An 18,066-nucleotide genomic window follows, 5' to 3' on the forward strand; every position below is an offset into this window, starting at 1 on the left:
CTGTGAGGCATGTTGGAACGCATAGAAAAGAAAATGTAGGCATAAGTAACGATAAAGGGGGCGAGAAACCCCCTCACCGAAAGACTAAGGTTTCCTCAGCGATGCTAATCAGCTGAGGGTTAGTCGGGACCTAAGGCGAACCCGAAAGGGGTAGTCGATGGACAACAGGTTAATATTCCTGTACCTGCTCACACTAAAAGTGACGGATCTCCCAGGTGCTTACGGGGTGACGGAAGTCCCCGTTGAGCCTAGGCTTCGGCCGAAGCGAAAGCAAGTAAGAGGTTCCAAGAAAAGCGAGTGAAGCAGCCCGTACCGTAAACCGACACAGGTAGTTGGGATGAGAATTCTAAGGTGCTCGAGAGATTCATGGCTAAGGAACTAGGCAAAATCGACCTGTAACTTCGGGAGAAAGGTCGCCTACTTCGGTAGGCCGCAGTGAAAAGATCCAGGCGACTGTTTATCAAAAACACAGGGCTTTGCTAAATTGAAAGATGATGTATAAGGCCTGACACCTGCCCGGTGCTGGAAGGTTAAGTGGAGGGTTTAGCTTCGGCGAAGATCTAAAATGAAGCCCCAGTAAACGGCGGCCGTAACTATAACGGTCCTAAGGTAGCGAAATTCCTTGTCGGGTAAGTTCCGACCTGCACGAATGGTGCAACGATCTGGATACTGTCTCAGCCATGAGCTCGGTGAAATTGTAGTATCGGTGAAGATACCGATTACCCGCAGCGGGACGAAAAGACCCCGTGAACCTTTACTATAGCTTCGTATTGACTTTGGATAAGTAATGTGTAGGATAGGTGGGAGACTTTGAAGCAGCGTCGCTAGGCGTTGTGGAGTCAACCTTGAAATACCACCCTTTGCTTATCTAGAGCCTAACTCAGAGATGAGGACAGTGCGTGGTGGGTAGTTTGACTGGGGTGGTCGCCTCCAAAAGAGTAACGGAGGCTTCTAAAGGTTCCCTCAGCACGCTTGGTAACCGTGCGTAGAGTGCAATGGCATAAGGGAGCTTGACTGAGAGACATACAGGTCGATCAGGTACGAAAGTAGAGCATAGTGATCCGGTGGTTCCGCATGGAAGGGCCATCGCTCAAAGGATAAAAGGTACTCCGGGGATAACAGGCTGATCTCCCCCAAGAGCTCACATCGACGGGGGGGTTTGGCACCTCGATGTCGGCTCGTCACATCCTGGGGCTGGAGAAGGTCCCAAGGGTTGGGCTGTTCGCCCATTAAAGTGGCACGCGAGCTGGGTTCAGAACGTCGTGAGACAGTTCGGTCTCTATCTGCTGTGGGCGTTAGAAATTTGAGTGGATCTGACTTTAGTACGAGAGGACCGAGTTGGACGAACCTCTAGTGTACCAGTTGTCTCGCCAGGGGCACTGCTGGGTAGCTACGTTCGGAAGGGATAAGCGCTGAAAGCATATAAGCGCGAAACCCACCACAAGATGAGATTTCTTTAAAGGGTCGTTGAAGATGACAACGTTGATAGGCTATAGGTGTAAGTGCAGTAATGTATGTAGCCGAGTAGTACTAATAACCCATAGGCTTATGTACGTATCCCGGTCCTTGAGACCGGGAACAAACTCTTTGATAATTTATTATATCATTTTACTTATATGTTAACTTATACAGTTGAAATATACTGAAACAGCTTAAGGTGATTATAGCAATGGGGCTCACCTCTTACCATTCCGAACAGAGAAGTTAAGCCCATTAGCGCCGATGGTACTGCCAATGGTGGGAGAGTAGGTCGTCGCCTTTCTTTTTAAGAATAAAACGTTCAATAATTTATTGAACGTTTTTTTTTGCACTAATCCGAAATAACCATATATCGTTATAGTTAAGACTAAGTAAAATTTAATGAAAAAGTACTGTTATTTTTATTAAATTTTTATTTTATCTAGCTTTTTTTTAATAATTATCTTAACTTTTTTTTTAGCTTAATCACTAACTTAGAACAGATAATTAAATCTCTCGTTAATGAAAGTTCTCCATAATAGTTTTGAATGTTATCCAATAGCGAAAGTTGGTGGTTTAGCTGACGTAGTTGGATCATTACCTGCTTACCAAACAAAATTAGGAATAGAAGCTGACGTAGTCATGCCATATTATAGTAATACATTTGTACAAAAGCAGAAAAAGAGTGAAATTTTTTCAGGTAATATATCTTTAGGGAGTAAAGAATATGAATATAAGATATACAATATAGTTAATAACAAAATTAAATATGGAGTTTATTTAATATTTGTAGAAGGATTATTGGATAGTGAATCTGTTTATGGATATGATGATGAAACGGATAGGTATTTAGGTTTTCAATTAGCCGTTTTAAATTGGTTAACAATAGAAAAAGTAAAATATGATGTAATACATTGCCATGATCATCATACTGCATTAATTCCGTTTATGATTAATAATTGTTATGAATTTCAAAGGCTAGGCAATACTCCAACCGTTATAACTATACATAATGCCCAATATCAAGGCCAGTTTTCACACAATAGAATGGAAATTATCCCAGATTTCGATTTTAGTAACGCTGGTTTTTTGGATTGGTATGGCTCAATTAATCCATTAGCAACGGGTATAAAATGTGCTTCCAAAGTAAATACAGTTTCTCCTTCATACATGGATGAATTAAAAAGTCATGCGAATGGTTTAGAAGGACTGTTACGAACAGAGTCGGCAAAGTGCACTGGAATTTTGAACGGAATTGATACTGATTTTTGGAATACTGAGACAGATAAGATGTTACCAAAGAATTATAAAGTTAGTAATGTTGTGTCGGGGAAAAAAACCAACAAAAAGGTATTATGTGAGAAATACGGATTTGATTCAGAGTTTCCTTTATTTGGCTTTATAGGGCGTTTGGTAAGTGAGAAATCTGCCGATTTACTACCTGAAGCAATTCTTCAGGCGATAAATGATAATAGTGGAATTAGTTTATTCATTTTAGGATCTGGACATAAAGAAATAGAAGATCAATTAATTGAATTAAAAGATCAGTTTAAAGGTAATTTTAATGTGCATATTGGTTATAATGAAAAACTTGCACATTTAGTTTATGCAGCTGCAGATTTTCTATTAATGCCATCAAGAGTTGAACCTTGTGGTTTAAATCAGATGTATTCTTTACGTTATGGAACAATACCAATAGTAAGAAGAACGGGTGGGTTAAAAGATACTGTTATTGATATAGGGGATGGTGGTTTTGGGATTTGTCACGACCAAGCTTCAGTTTGGGATATCTGCTATTCTATTGGTAGAGCTATTGAGTTGTTCAGAGATGTAAAACTTTTCAGAAAAATACAAAAACGAATAATGAAAATAGATAATTCTTGGGCCAAGTCAGCTCAAGAATATATTGACTTATACAAATCAATTTAACAGACCGACCATGATAAATAAAAAAGTTATAGCTATTATTTTAGGAGGAGGACAAGGTACTCGTCTTTCTCCACTAACAGACAACAGATCAAAGCCAGCGGTTTCTATAGCCGGTAAATATCGTTTGGTAGATATTCCAATTTCCAACTGTATTCATTGCGATATTAAAAGAATGTTTGTTCTAACACAGTTCAACTCAGCTTCTTTAAATAGACATATTAAAAATACATACACCTTTAGTACATTTAGCGAAGCTTTTGTAGATATAATGGCTGCTGAACAAACTCCTGAAAATAAAACCTGGTTTCAAGGTACAGCAGATGCAGTGAGACAATCAATGCATCATGTTTTGAATCACGAATTCGAATATGCTTTAATTCTTTCAGGTGATCAATTGTATCAAATGGATTTTGATGATATGCTTGATCAACATATAAATAAGAAAGCCGAAATTAGTATAGCAACGCTTCCTGTCAATGCAACCGACGCTACTGGATTTGGTATTTTGAAAACGGATGACGAAAGTTTTATTACTTCTTTTATTGAAAAGCCTTCGTCGGAGGAATTGAAAGGATGGGAATCAGAAGTTGATGATGAAATGAAGTCTCAAGATAGAAATTACTTGGCTTCTATGGGAATTTATATTTTTAGTCGTGAATTATTAGTAGAATTAATGTCGAATCCCGATACGATTGATTTTGGAAAGGAAATCATTCCTCAGTCTATTGGAAAAAATAAAGTTCTTGCTTATCAATATAAAGGCTACTGGACAGATATTGGAACAATTGCTTCTTTTTTTGAAGCTAATATAGGACTGACTGAAGAAGTTCCTCAATTTGATCTCTTTAATGCTTCTAAAAATGTTTTAACAAGACCAAGAATTCTTCCTCCATCTAAAATTTATGGAACATTACTAGATAAATCTATAATTGCAGATGGCTGTATCATTAATGCAAAAAATATTGAAAACTCCGTTATTGGAATACGTTCCAGAATAGGAAAAGGTTGTGATATAAAAAGTACCTACATAATTGGTGCTAATGTATATCAAGAAATAAATGAAATCGAAAAAGACAAGGAAAAAGGTATTCCATATATAGGTGTGGGCGAAAATTGTGTTATAGAAAACGCAATTATTGACAAAGATGCTAGAATAGGAAACAATGTTATATTAAAAGGGGGTAAGCATTTGAAAAATGTAACGGAAGATGCTTATGTAATCAAAGATGGAATAATAGTTGTGAGAAGAAGAGCTATTATACCAGAAGGATTCACAATTCAATAAGTCTATTATTTTTTTATGAGTAACGTTATTGCACATAGTTTTTTTACAGATTTTGATATCAATTTATTTAAAGGAGGAAAACATTACCGACTATATGAAAAATTAGGAGCTCATATTATTACAGTAAATGGCGAAGAAGGAACTTACTTTGCTGTTTGGGCACCTTCGGCTAAATCTGTTTCCGTTGTTGGAGATTTTAATTTTTGGAATGAAGAAGAACATCGTTTGAATGTTCGTTGGGATGAGTCTGGAATTTGGGAAGGTTTTATACCTAAAGTGGGTAAAGGAAATTTATATAAGTATAAAATTCATTCAAATAATGATGGAATTATTACTGAAAAAGCAGATCCTTTTGCTAGACGATGTGAACATCCACCGAAAACTGCTTCAGTAGTTTGGGATGATCCTTTCATTTGGGGAGATAATAAATGGATGAAGAAACGTCATAAAAATAATGCTAATAACGCTCCTTATTCTGTTTATGAAGTTCATCTTTCCTCTTGGAAAAAGAAATTTGAAGTTAATAATAGATCATTATCATATTTAGAAATGGCGGATGAATTGGTTTCTTATGTAAAAGAAATGCAATTTACACATGTAGAGTTAATGCCCGTAATGGAGTATCCGTACGATCCTTCTTGGGGATATCAAATTACTGGATATTTTGCGCCAACTTCACGTTTTGGGTATCCTGATGATTTTAAATTCTTGATTGATAAGTTTCATCAAAATGACATCGGTGTAATTTTAGATTGGGTACCCTCTCATTTTCCAGAAGATGATCATGGATTAGGCTTATTTGATGGAACACATTTATATGAACACCCTGATAGAAGAAAAGGATATCATCCAGATTGGAAAAGTTTAATTTTTAATTATGGAAGAAACGAAGTCAAAAGTTTTTTAATAAGCAATGCAATTTTTTGGTTAGATCAATACCATATAGATGGATTAAGAGTTGACGCTGTAGCTTCGATGATATTTTTAGATTATTCTAGAAACGATGGAGAATGGGAACCAAATATATTCGGTGGAAATGAATATCTAGAAGCAATTGATTTTCTAAAAGAATTAAATGAAGAAGTCTATAAATGTTTCCCTGATGTTCAAACAATTGCTGAAGAATCAACAGCATTTCCAAAAATATCAAGACCAACGTATTTAGGTGGGTTAGGATTTGGGATGAAATGGATGATGGGTTGGATGCACGATTCTTTACAATATTTTGCCAAGGAACCAATATATAGAAGACATCATCAGAACGATCTTACGTTTAGTATGACGTATGCTTTTACAGAGAACTTTATGTTGCCATTATCTCATGATGAAGTAGTTCATGGTAAGCGAAGTATCATTGGAAGAATGCCCGGTGATGAATGGCAAAAGTTCGCAAACTTAAGACTATTGTACAGTTATATGTTTACACATCCTGGAACAAAATTATTGTTTATGGGTGGTGAGTTTGGTCAACATGGCGAATGGAATTTTCAAGAAAGTTTAGATTGGTATGTTCTTGAATATGATTTTCATTCAGGTGTCCAAAAACTGGTAAAAGATTTAAATTCTTTATACAGAAAATTTCCTGCTTTATACGAAAAGCAGTTTGAACAAGACGGATTTGAATGGATTAGTTACGATGACCATGAAAATTCTGTGATTAGCTACATAAGAAAAGGAACTAATGAAAATGAACTTGTGGTTGTGGTATGTAATATGACGCCAATTCCAAGATCAAATTATAGAATTGGTTTATCTCACTCTGGAAAACTTACGCAAATATTTAATAGTGATTATAAAAAATATGGCGGTAGCGGTGTATCAAATAAAAAGCATATAGATATTGATAAAATACATTGGAATCATAGAGAATATTCTGCTGAGATTACACTTCCTCCTTTAGGAGCAGTAATATTTAAAATTGATAAATAATTTGATAAAACGATTTCTTAAAAACAAGAAATAATCGTTTCAAAATCAAATACTGTATCGTTTTTTTATAAATAAGTTGAATCATAGAAATAACCCTAAAACTGAAGTAAAATGATCATTAATACTGAACTAGAATACAAAGGAAATTTGTTTCCAGGAAAAATCAATTCTTTCTCTCAGGATGTAGATAAAATCTACTTTAAAACAGAAAACGGAGTCATTCTTCAAGTTACCGTATTAAGAGGTAGTGTGATTCGTTTTAGGTATGCAACTGATAATAATTTTGAAAAAGATTTTTCATATGCCATTAGTGATGATGGCGCTCGTGGGTATAGTAAATTGGAAGTTGAAGAACATGGCGACTGTTATAAAATAATAACTAGAAAAATTATCATAAGAATTGATAAAGCTGATATAAAAGTTTCAATTTTTGATATTAATGGAAATGTTATTTGTAAAGATGATTGGGGGTTTCACTGGGAACAAAGTTATGAATTTGGTGGCAACATTGTAAAAATGAGTAAAGCTGCTCCACAGGGTGAGTGCTATTATGGTTTAGGAGATAAACCAATGCATTTAAACTTGAAAGGAAAAAGAATAGAAAACTGGGCAACAGATCAATATGCTTTTGGTAAAGACCAAGATCCTTTGTATAAGAGTGTTCCTTTTTATGTAGGAATGCACGAAGAACGGGCTTACGGAATTTTCTTCGATAATACATTTAAAACATTTTTTGACTTTTGTAACGAACGTAGAAATGTAACTAGTTTTTGGGCGCACGGTGGAGAAATGAATTACTATTTTTTCTATGGACCAGAAATGCAAGACGTGGTTACGCGGTATACTGATTTAACAGGAAAACCTGAATTACCACCATTATGGGCATTAGGTTATCATCAATGTAAATGGAGCTATTATCCAGAATCAAAAGTAAAAGAAGTAACAAGCAAGTTCAGAGAGTTAAGAATTCCATGTGACGGAATATACTTGGATATTGATTATATGGACGGTTTCCGTTGTTTCACTTGGAATAAAGATTATTTCCCCGATCCAAAACGTATGGTGAAGGAACTTGCAGATGACGGATTCAAAACAATTGCTATTATTGATCCAGGAATTAAAATCGACGATGATTATTGGGTGTATAAAGAAGCAATGGACAACGATTATTTCTGTAAAAGAGCAGATGGCCCGTATATGCGAGGTAAAGTTTGGCCAGGTGAATGTTTCTTTCCAGATTTTACCAATCCAAAAGTAAGAAATTGGTGGTCTGGATTATTCAAAGAGATTATCGATGAAATTGGAATCAAAGGAATTTGGAATGATATGAATGAACCTGCCGTAATGGAGGTTCCTGGAAAAACATTCCCAAATGATGTTCGTCATAATTATGATGGACATCATTGTAGTCATAGAAAAGCCCATAATATTTACGGAACGCAAATGGCGAGAGCTACTTATGAAGGAGTAAAGAAATATGCTTATCCGCTACGTCCTTTTATTATAACACGTTCAGCGTATTCAGGAGCACAACGTTTCACATCTTCTTGGACAGGTGATAATATTGCAACTTGGGAACATTTATGGATTGCAAATATTCAAGCGCAACGAATGAGTATGAGTGGAATGTCATTTACAGGAAGTGATATTGGTGGTTTTGCAGAACATCCAACGGGAGAATTGTATGCAAGATGGATTCAGTTAGGAGTATTTCACCCTTTTTGTAGAACACATTCTTCCGGAGATCACGGAAACCAAGAACCTTGGACATTCGGAGATGAAGTTGTCGACGTGACAAGAAAATATGTTGAGTTACGTTATCAACTGCTTCCATACTTATATACCATGTTCTGGGAATATGCAGAATATGGTGTACCAATGCTAAAGTCGTTAGTTTTATATGATCAATACGACCCGCAAACACATTATCGAACGGATGAGTTTATTTTTGGAAATCAGATTTTAGTTTGTCCAATTCAAGAACCTAATGCTAAGGGAAGAAGAATGTATATTCCTCGAGGACATTGGTATAACTACTGGACAAAAGAATATGTAAAAGGAGGATTAGAAAAATGGGTAGATGCAGATATTGATACAATTCCAATGTTCATAAAAGAAGGAGCGATTATTCCGAAATATCCTATTCAACAATATGTGGGTGAGAAAACAATAGATGAACTGAAATTAGAGGTTTATTTTAAACTAGGTGAGAAAGAAGTTTCTAAAGTTTTTGAAGATGCACAAGATGGATACGATTATATGAAAGGTAGATACAGCTTACGTACATTTACGTTTACTGGTAAAGAAAAAGAGATCATTATTCAACAGCACAAATACGGCACTTTTGTGACGGAATATCAAACTATTCTTTTTGAATTTGTGGGATTACCTTTTGAAATCAAGGAAGTTGAAATTGACAATGTAGTGGTAGATTTAAAATCTGTAGACTTTGATTCCAAGAATAATACAGTTAGAATTCCTAAAGGTTTTACAGAAATTCATTTAGTTGGGTAAAACTCTTTTTTGAATAGCTTGCTTTATTAAATTTAGACTAATTTTGCTTAAAATTAGAATATGAATAAAGCAATTTATATAGCGGCAAGTGGTGCTAATTCTGGAAAGTCGATGTTAAGCTTAGGCCTAATGCAACTTTTATTAAGGAATAAGCCAAAAGTTGGATATTTCAGACCAATTATTGATAATCCAGTGGATGGAAAAAAAGATAATCACGTAAATACCATTGTAAATTTTTTCAAACTAAAATGTGATTATGAAGATACGTATGCTTTTACAAGATCAGAGTTACTAGATTTATTAAATGATGATAAGGAAGATGAAGTCATCAATTCGATTCTTAGCAAATACAAAAAGTTAGAAGAGAATAATGATTTTGTTATTGTAGAAGGTACAGATTTCTCTGATCATGGTGCTGTAATTGAAATGGATTTGAATGTTTTGATTGCAAAAAATCTTGGAATCCCAGTTATAATTGTTTCAGGTGGAATTGATAGATCATTAGAAGAATTTATTCAAGGATTAAGATTAACGTACGATTCTTTTACAAATAAAGAAGTAGAAGTCATCGCAGTAATTGCGAATAAAGTTCAAGAGAAAAATGTAGATATAATTATTAATGGAATTGGTGAGAATTTGCCCAAATCGTTATTGATTAATGCAATTCCTGTTAACAGCAAACTTAATAATCCGACTATTCATGAGATCTCACAGGCGTTAGAAGCCGAAGTATTATTTGGAGAGGAATCTTTAAATTCTACAACAGGTGAAATAAAAGTGGGAGCAATGCAACTTTCTCACTTTTTAAATCATCTTACTGATGATGCAGTTGTTATTACTCCCTCAGATCGTTCAGATATTTTACTAGGAACATTGCAAGCCAATATTTCAAGTCGTTACCCCACAGTTTCAGGTATAATTCTTACAGGAGATATGGGTTTAAATCCGTCTGTGATTGAATTAATTACTGGATTAGAAAAAATTGTTCCTATTCTAAAAGTAAAAGGAGGAACTTTCGGAATCGCTTCAAAACTAGGTTCAATTCGTTCTCATATTTATGCGGAGAATAAAAATAAAATCAAATTATCTATTAGTACTTTCGAAAAGTATGTTGACGTAGATGCTTTAAGCGATAAACTAATTACATACAAAGGGACAAATGTGTTAACGCCAAGAATGTTCCAGTATAATTTATTGAAAAGAGCAAAACAAGCTAGAAAACATATAGTTTTACCGGAAGGAAATGATGATAGAATATTATCTGCAGCATCACAATTACAAAAGTTAGATATTGTAGATTTAACGATTTTGGGGAAACAAGTAAATGTTGAGGCAGCAGTAAAAAGATTAAATATATCTTTCGATTTTGAAAAGACTAAAATTATAAATCCGAGTACTTCTGAATATTTTGAGGAATTTTCTGAAACTTTATATGAATTGAGAAAACACAAAGGCTTAAGTCCAGCTATGGCTGAAGATCTTATAGCCGATGTTTCTTATTTCGGAACTATGATGGTGTATAAAGGATTAGCGGATGGGATGGTATCTGGAGCTGCTCATACAACTCAACATACCATAAAACCATCATTACAATTTGTAAAAACAAAACCTGGTTTTTCAGTGGTTTCTTCAATTTTCTTTATGTGCTTAGAAGATAGAGTTTCTGTTTTCGGAGATTGTGCAATTAACCCAAATCCAACTTCCGAACAATTAGCTGAAATTGCAATTTCTTCTGCAGATTCAAGTATCGCCTTTGGAATAGATCCAAAGATTGCCATGTTATCATATTCTTCAGGAAGTTCTGGAAAAGGAGAAGATGTGGATACGGTAAGAAAAGCTACAGAAATTGTAAAGCAAAAACGTCCTGATTTAAAAGTGGAAGGACCAATTCAATATGATGCAGCTGTTGATCCAACTGTAGGTAAAAAGAAACTACCAAACTCTGAAGTAGCAGGGCAGGCGAATGTGTTAATTTTCCCAGATTTGAATACGGGAAATAATACTTATAAAGCAGTTCAAAGGGAAACTGGTGCATTAGCAATTGGACCAATGTTACAAGGATTAAAAAAGCCAGTAAATGATTTAAGTAGAGGTTGTACAATTGATGACATTTATAACACTATTATTCTAACCGCAATTCAAGCACAAGAAAATTAGTATATGAAAGTATTAGTTTTAAACTCAGGAAGTTCATCTATTAAATATCAATTATTTACAATGCCAGAGGAAAAAGTAATTTGTTCTGGTTTGATTGAACGAATTGGTTTAGAAGAAGGAGCAGTTCATTACGAATCAGATAATCATGATGTTACGGAACGTATAAAAATTGAAAATCATAGAGTCGGTTTAGAAAAGGTTGTTGCTTTACTTTTAGATGAAAATATTGGTGTGATTTCATCAACTGATGAAATTGAAATTGTTGGTCATAGAGTTGTGCATGGGGGAAGTTCTTTCACAAGTACAACAAAAGTTACCGATGAAGTGAAAAGTAAAATCGAAGATTTATTTTCTTTAGCTCCTCAGCATAATCCAGCAAATCTAGAAGGAATTAAAGTTGCTGAAGCGATATTTACCAAAGCGAAACAAGTCGCCGTTTTCGATACGGCATTTCATCAAAGTATTCCAGAGAAAGCATATACGTATGCAATTCCTAAAAAGTTAGTGACGGAAAGTAAAATTCGTTTATATGGATTTCACGGAACGAGTCATAAATATGTTTCTGAAAAGGCTATCGAATATTTAGGCAATAATGAATCTAAAATTATTACGGTGCATTTAGGAAATGGATGTAGTATTTCGGCTATTGAAAATGGTAAAAGTATTGATCACAGTTTAGGGTTTGGGCCAGTTACTGGTTTGGTGATGGGAACAAGAAGTGGAGATATTGATCATACGCTGATTTTTTACTTAGTAAATTCTTTAGGATATAAAATAGACGATGTAAATACGTTGTTGCAAAAAGAAAGCGGAATGTTCGGATTAACTGGATATAGCGATTTACGAGATATAGAAGCAGAAGCGTCTAAAGGAAATAAAGATTGCCAGTTAGCTTTAGATATTAATACCTACCGAATTAAAAAATATATTGGATCATACATTGCTGCAATGAATGGAATTGATACCATTGTTTTTACAGCTGGTATAGGCGAAAACTCTTCATTAGTTAGAGAAAAGGTTTGTGAAGATTTAGAGTTTTTTGGAATAGAAATCGACACAGATAAAAATAGTATTAGAGCTAAAGAATTAACGGAAATTCATACTGAAAATTCTAAAGTAAAACTATTAGTGATTCCAACTAATGAAGAATTAGAAATTGCAAAGCAGGCCTTTGCTTTATAAATTCTGTGTAAGTTCTACTTAACTCAATATTTGAGTCTTTTATAAATTAAACGCGTCATTGCGAAAAAAACGTAGTAGAATGAAGTTTTTTGTGGCAATCTTTATATTCTGAACAAAATCAAGATCAAAAAAGAAAGATTCCTTCTTCGCTCCTCATCGGAATGATGTATTTAATTTATTTATTAATGGTTTTTCTTTTTTTTAGATCGAAATTACCTTAAATTCTCTAAGAAAGTTCCAATACTTTCTCCAAGAGTAAACGAGTAATTTTGTTTGGCAAGAGCAAATTCAATAGCACTAAGAGTAGCAACAATATCACTCTTATTAATCGCGCCCATATGTCCAACTCTAAAATATTGAGTTTTTATTTCTGAATGCAAACCACCAGCTAAAATTACACCGTACTCACTAATATCTTTTCTAAATTGGTTTCCATCGATTCCTTCTGGATAAAAAATTGCACTCATGGTATTTGCGGCGATTTCTTCTCTTTTTGGAACTAACTGTAAACCTATTTTTTGAATAGCTTTTCTAAATGCTTTGGCATATATAAGGTGAGATTCAACTCTCTTTTCAATTCCTTCAGTATTGATGAGGTTCAAACTAACTTCTAATGCACGAATTAAATTTACTGGAGGCGTACCAAAGTATGAAGGACGTCTTTCTTCATAAGCTTCCATAATTGGTAACCAATTGGTAAAACTTCCATAATAATTTTGAACTGGAGTTTTTCTATTTTTCCAAACTGTCATAGCTTTTTCAGAAACTACTAATAAAGCTAAACCTGGAGGAACTCCAATTGCTTTTTGAGAACCAGTTAACACAACATCAATTTCCCAGGCTTCTTGTGGAGTGCTCTCTCCAGCAGTTGCGCATACACCATCTAAAACAGTAAGTGTATCATACTTTTTTGCAATATCTACAACAGATTTAGGATCGGTTAATACACCGGTCGAAGTATCAACATGAGTAATCGTAACTAACTTGTAATTTTTAGAAGATAGTTCTTCTTTAATTTTATCTAAAGAAACAATCTCTCCAATTTCAGCTTGTAAAACAGTTACGTTAGCTCCATAAGTTGCTAAAATATTTTTATAACGTTCTCCAAAATATCCTGTAGAAATTACTAATGCATTATCTCCTGGTTCAAGTAAATTACTTACAGCCATATCCATTGCCAATGTTCCGCTTCCTGCAACAATAAATGGTTGTCCGTTAGGTGCTAACCAAATTTTACGCATTAATTCAATGGAGTTTCCAAAACTTTCTATAAAGTTTGGAGCGACATGACTCGTAGTAACTTCTCCCATGGCTCTTAATACTGAAGGATCAACTTCAATTGGGCCAGGAATCATTAATAATTTTCTATTTTTCATGAAATTATGGTCTAAAAAATGAATGTTATTGCTGTGAAATTACAGAATAGTTTTTACTAAAACCTTATAGTTCCAAAAGTTTACGACAATGATAAAAATGAAGCATTTATTTTATAATATTCTAATTTTGAAATAGTGATTTTTATGTATTCACAGCCATGTAAGTTTGTTAGATTTGTAGTATGAACTATAATCATTCTTATTTAGTTAAATTTCAATATCTGGGTTTTAGATTTCATGGATGGCAAAAACAACCCAACTTAAAAACTGTTCATTGGGCGTTGGATAAAACCTTAAAGTTTGTTTGTAAAGGAATTCGATTTAAAACTATCGGAGTAGGAAGAACAGATGCAAAGGTTTCTTCTACAGATTATACGTACCAATTATTTATTGATGAAAAAATAGAAGAAAGTAGTTTTATTAGAAGTTTTAATATTAATTCTCCATCAGATATTCGGGTTTTAGAAATCCAGGAATTAACTGATGAAAAGTTTAATATTATTCAGCATTCAAAAATAAAAGAGTATCGGTATTACTTTTCACATGGTGAAAAGAATCATCCGTATTGTGCACCGTTTTTAGTAGGATATTTACAAACTTTAGATATCAAGTTAATGAAAGAGGCAGCTAAATTATTTGAAGGCTTCCATAATTTTAAACATTATTGTACAAAACCATCAGCGGAGACTAAAGTTGAACGTACTATTGAGAGTTGTGAAATCGTTGAAAATACAGAATTAACTGCATCTTTTTTTCCTAAAAAAAGTTACGTGCTAATTATAAAAGGACATGGATTTCTACGTAATCAGATTCGTTTAATTATGGGAGCGCTAGCAGAGGTAGGAAAAGGGAATTATGATTTAGATTTTATCAAAGAAAGTTTAGATGATAATTCAGATATTACCTTTTTAAAGTCAATAGCTCCGGCTTCTGGTTTACATCTTCACGAGATAAAATTTAACTAAAAATAGAAGTGTCTTTATTTTTATAAAAAAGACACTATAACCAGTATTATTTTAATTCTTCATAAAATTTGTTTTCTTTTCGTATACTGAAAGCTACAATTATGGCAATTATGAATATCGATAGAAAACCTGAAATTAAAATATAAGTATAAAATCCTTCTGAGAACTCTCGTTTAAAATAGGGAAGAAGCAGTGTAAAACCGTAAGTGTAAATTATAAAACAGATTGGAGTAACTCCATAGTTTATAATCTTCCTAATTTTAAAATGTTTTCCTAAATAATTTTGAAATGCTTTGCTATCTAATGCAATAAGCTGCTGTTCTTTTCGGTATAATGAAATTGTTTCCAAGGCTATTCTAAAAACCAAACTCACTATCATTAACAATAATCCTATTGTAAAATTGTTCCATTTATAAACCGAACAGTAAATTGTATATGCGATCAAAATTATAACCGTAATTGATAAAATAGTTATAGATAAAAACTGTCCGTTACGTTGTTTTTGTGCCAGTTTAATTATGTTTTCTGGTGTATTAGTATTGGAATTATCTTTTTGACTTTTCCAAAGTTGATTTAATTTATCATTTTCCATTGGTGATACATTTTAAAAGCGCTTTTCTAATTCTTGATAATCGTGTTCGTAAAGCACCATGAGAGATTCCAGTTGTTTCTGCAATAGTTGCTTGAGGAATTTCTTCTAATTCTAATAAAATTAAAGTCTTATTGTTTTTAGTTAACTGATCAATACAGCTATACATCTTTTGAATATCCTTATCAGTTGAGGTTTTAGAATTTGAATCTATCGGAGTAGTTAAGATACTTTCATTAATTGGCTGAAATTTTCTTTTAGATTTTCTTAAATCACCCAAACATGTGTTAATGGCAATTCTATAAATCCAAGTACTAATTGAGGCATCTCCTTTAAATGAATTTCTATGTTTCCAAACTTTTATAAAGGTTTCCTGTTGCCATTCCTTTGCGATTTCATCTACTCCAGATGCATAACCTAAACAAAGCTTGTATACTTTTGGTGCATAGGTATTGTATAACTCTGTAAATTGATTTTCTATATTCATTTATTTCAAAGCTAAACTTTTTTTAATTTGTTTTAAGAACCATTCTGGTTGATCGAACATTATAAAGTGAGCAGAGTTTTCAGCTATTACAAAATCGTAATTAGCTAAGTTTTTATATTGATTATCATAAGTTTGTTTTACCATATCTTTTCCATAAGGTTTCTCTGCAGCTAATAATGTAACCGGTATTTTTATGTTTTTCAGGTTTTCACGAATATCAAATTTTAAGTAATCCGTATAACCATACACGTAGGTTTTTCGATCTGCTTGAAGCATCCATTTTTTGATATTATTTTGAGCATCTTTATTCAAGCTCATTCCTTTAGACATTGAATTGGCTAAGTTTTCAAAATCTTTAGTACTCATATTCAATTGTTGTTTATTAAACGGACTTTCATATACCAAATAGTCAGGATTGTAATTCGGAATCATCAAAGCACCAGTGGCAGGCAAAGCATCAACTAAAATAATTTTTTCAATATTATTTTTTTCTCTACTAGCAAGCCAAGCTGCAATTGTTCCACCCAAACTATGACCAATAACAGTTATGCTTTTTAAATTATTCTTAGAAATATAATTTTCTAATGCTTCATTTACTTTTGGCAACCAAGGAAAATCTATAGCTTTTTTTCTACCAAATCCAGCTAAAGTAATTGCATGACATTCATAATTTGCTTCAAGTTCTTTTATAATTGGTAACCAACTATCTCCTGGAACAGTAAATCCAGGAAGTAAAAGAATGGGTTTTCCTTTTCCTGAAACTTGTGCATAAATTGGTTGATTATCTTTTTGTGCTGGTACAGAAATAATTAAAAAGAAAGTTAAAACGTAAATAAAATTTTTCATGATTTCTATGTTTGTTTTCCTTTAGATGCAACAATTAAAAAATGTTACATTTTAATTTTTAAAAACTAAAACATAGATATCAATATTTCATATAATTTTTTGATTGATGCGATTAGAAGAGATTATACATTAATTAGGAAAGTCGTGAATTCTAATAAATGATCTAGTCACAGTACTATCTGAATTCAATAGTGTTAAATCGATTTGATTTTCTTTAAAATCTACTTTCCAAAAACTTCTTTTTAAATCTTTAACATAAGGAATTAGTTCTATTTCAGATTTATGTCCATGCACATTATAAACACCGCTAAACCTTCCCAAACTTGAACGAATACTAAATCGTCTGTCCCATTTTAGAAATAAAACACCATTATTATTTTCAAAGAAATTTCCTTTTCCTGAAGCGTTATTTAGTTTCCATAAACCTAGAACTTGGTCACCATATGTAGTAGGTAATTTATCGGTTCTTTTTAATGAAACCGTAAGAGGTTGACCATCTTCTGTTCTCTTCCAAGTCATTCTTTCACCATCAATACTAATTACAAACGGATCATTAGTATCCTTAATTCCATTGGTATTTATCATAGACAATTCGTTGGTGTCTTTATTTAGATTCCAAGTTCCTACAGAATGTTGGAACCAACCGTTCCCTGATGTTTGAGTGAAATCATTATTAAATTTCATCCATCTTGCATTTGGAGTAACTTCGTGTTCACCAGATTTTACGGTTTCAACAATCCATAATCCTTCAATGGTATTTTCTGTTTTACAATTCACGAATAATAGAGAAAGTAGTAGCAGTAGTATTGAGTTTTTCATTGTAATTTGGTTTTTATAAAATCTTCTTTTGATACAAGTTGTTTATGGATTGAGGCATTTTTTTTATTCCAACTTTTATAAAACCTAAACTTTCGTAGTACTCACATAGTTTAGTATTCTTTGCCACGGCATCTAATCGTACATATAAACAACCATTTGCCTTTGCATTTTTCTCAACTTCATCTAATACTATCTTCCCAATTCCCTTACCATTAAACTCTTCTTTAATAACGAGTGAATGAACGTATTTAGCTTTTATATTTTGTTTTCCCCAATACAATTCATCTTCGTTCAAAATTCGTACCATACCAATGTTATAATTATTTAAATCGTTGATAAAGTAAAACTCATCATTTTCAATTCCGTTTTTCACCCACTTAATTTTTTCTTCAGGTGGATTTTTCCAGTATTGCCAATGATCTACATTTTTTTTAGCAATTTTCTCTGCTGCAGTCTTAAAAAGTCCTAAGACCAAATTAAGATCTTCGATTTGTATTTTTTGAAAAGTGATTTCTGAATTAATTGACACC

The 18,066-nt window shown here is 33.2% G+C and carries 13 protein-coding genes and 2 rRNA genes (1 of these 15 running past the window's edge); 9 read left to right on the forward strand and 6 right to left on the reverse strand.

Going from position 1 to position 18,066, the window contains the following annotated elements; translation table 11 throughout:
- The 8 genes from BTO06_RS02720 to BTO06_RS02755 form a co-directional block, all read left to right on the forward strand.
- Positions 1 to 1,554 (forward strand): 23S ribosomal RNA (locus BTO06_RS02720); it begins 1,234 nt to the left of the window's first position.
- Positions 1,555 to 1,653: 99 nt separating this feature from the next.
- Positions 1,654 to 1,762: ribosomal RNA gene (rrf, locus tag BTO06_RS02725) — 5S ribosomal RNA — on the forward strand.
- A gap of 218 nt (positions 1,763 to 1,980) precedes the next feature.
- On the forward strand, positions 1,981 to 3,387 hold the full coding sequence (locus tag BTO06_RS02730; protein WP_100923851.1) for a glycogen synthase: 1,407 nt from the start codon (positions 1,981 to 1,983) through the stop codon (positions 3,385 to 3,387).
- Positions 3,388 to 3,397: 10 nt separating this feature from the next.
- Positions 3,398 to 4,672 (forward strand): glucose-1-phosphate adenylyltransferase, encoded by a 1,275-nt coding sequence (locus tag BTO06_RS02735; RefSeq protein WP_100926690.1) that lies wholly within the window; start codon positions 3,398 to 3,400, stop codon positions 4,670 to 4,672.
- A gap of 15 nt (positions 4,673 to 4,687) precedes the next feature.
- Complete coding sequence (gene glgB, locus BTO06_RS02740; RefSeq protein WP_100923852.1) at positions 4,688 to 6,601, forward strand: 1,4-alpha-glucan branching protein GlgB; 1,914 nt, start codon at positions 4,688 to 4,690, stop codon at positions 6,599 to 6,601.
- Positions 6,602 to 6,712: 111 nt separating this feature from the next.
- Positions 6,713 to 9,115, forward strand: coding sequence for a glycoside hydrolase family 31 protein (locus tag BTO06_RS02745; RefSeq protein ID WP_100923853.1), 2,403 nt, complete (start codon positions 6,713 to 6,715; stop codon positions 9,113 to 9,115).
- A 60-nt stretch (positions 9,116 to 9,175) separates the two neighbouring features.
- Positions 9,176 to 11,272, forward strand: coding sequence for a phosphate acetyltransferase (pta, locus tag BTO06_RS02750; protein ID WP_100923854.1), 2,097 nt, complete (start codon positions 9,176 to 9,178; stop codon positions 11,270 to 11,272).
- A gap of 3 nt (positions 11,273 to 11,275) precedes the next feature.
- Positions 11,276 to 12,454: an acetate/propionate family kinase gene (locus BTO06_RS02755; RefSeq protein WP_100923855.1), complete on the forward strand. Its 1,179-nt coding sequence runs from the start codon at positions 11,276 to 11,278 to the stop codon at positions 12,452 to 12,454.
- Between the two features lie 212 nt (positions 12,455 to 12,666).
- Here BTO06_RS02755 and BTO06_RS02760 read toward each other — a convergent pair whose 3' ends face one another.
- A complete protein-coding gene (locus BTO06_RS02760; RefSeq protein WP_100923856.1) occupies positions 12,667 to 13,830 on the reverse strand; it encodes a pyridoxal-phosphate-dependent aminotransferase family protein in 1,164 nt (387 codons plus the stop codon).
- Positions 13,831 to 14,012: 182 nt separating this feature from the next.
- On the opposite strand from BTO06_RS02760, the gene BTO06_RS02765 reads away from it, so the two are divergent.
- Positions 14,013 to 14,795 carry a tRNA pseudouridine synthase A gene (locus BTO06_RS02765; RefSeq protein ID WP_100923857.1) on the forward strand — a complete coding sequence of 261 codons (783 nt, stop codon included), beginning with the start codon at positions 14,013 to 14,015 and terminating at the stop codon, positions 14,793 to 14,795.
- Between the two features lie 46 nt (positions 14,796 to 14,841).
- Here BTO06_RS02765 and BTO06_RS02770 read toward each other — a convergent pair whose 3' ends face one another.
- The 5 genes from BTO06_RS02770 to BTO06_RS02790 all read right to left on the reverse strand — a co-directional run bounded on the left by BTO06_RS02770 (position 14,842) and on the right by BTO06_RS02790 (position 18,065).
- Positions 14,842 to 15,387, reverse strand: a complete 546-nt coding sequence (locus BTO06_RS02770; RefSeq protein WP_100923858.1) for a hypothetical protein — start codon at positions 15,385 to 15,387, stop codon at positions 14,842 to 14,844.
- Positions 15,377 to 15,871: an RNA polymerase sigma factor gene (locus BTO06_RS02775; RefSeq protein ID WP_100923859.1), complete on the reverse strand. Its 495-nt coding sequence runs from the start codon at positions 15,869 to 15,871 to the stop codon at positions 15,377 to 15,379. Before BTO06_RS02775 ends, BTO06_RS02770 begins: the two co-directional genes overlap by 11 nt.
- Complete coding sequence (locus tag BTO06_RS02780; protein WP_100923860.1) at positions 15,872 to 16,717, reverse strand: alpha/beta fold hydrolase; 846 nt, start codon at positions 16,715 to 16,717, stop codon at positions 15,872 to 15,874.
- A 129-nt stretch (positions 16,718 to 16,846) separates the two neighbouring features.
- Positions 16,847 to 17,536 carry a hypothetical protein gene (locus BTO06_RS02785; RefSeq protein ID WP_100923861.1) on the reverse strand — a complete coding sequence of 230 codons (690 nt, stop codon included), beginning with the start codon at positions 17,534 to 17,536 and terminating at the stop codon, positions 16,847 to 16,849.
- 13 nt (positions 17,537 to 17,549) lie between these two features.
- Positions 17,550 to 18,065, reverse strand: a complete 516-nt coding sequence (locus BTO06_RS02790) for a GNAT family N-acetyltransferase (protein ID WP_232731501.1) — start codon at positions 18,063 to 18,065, stop codon at positions 17,550 to 17,552.
- Between the last annotated feature and the right edge of the window lies 1 nt (position 18,066).

The sequence above is a fragment of the Tenacibaculum sp. SZ-18 genome (assembly GCF_002813915.1).
Classification (GTDB): domain Bacteria; phylum Bacteroidota; class Bacteroidia; order Flavobacteriales; family Flavobacteriaceae; genus Polaribacter.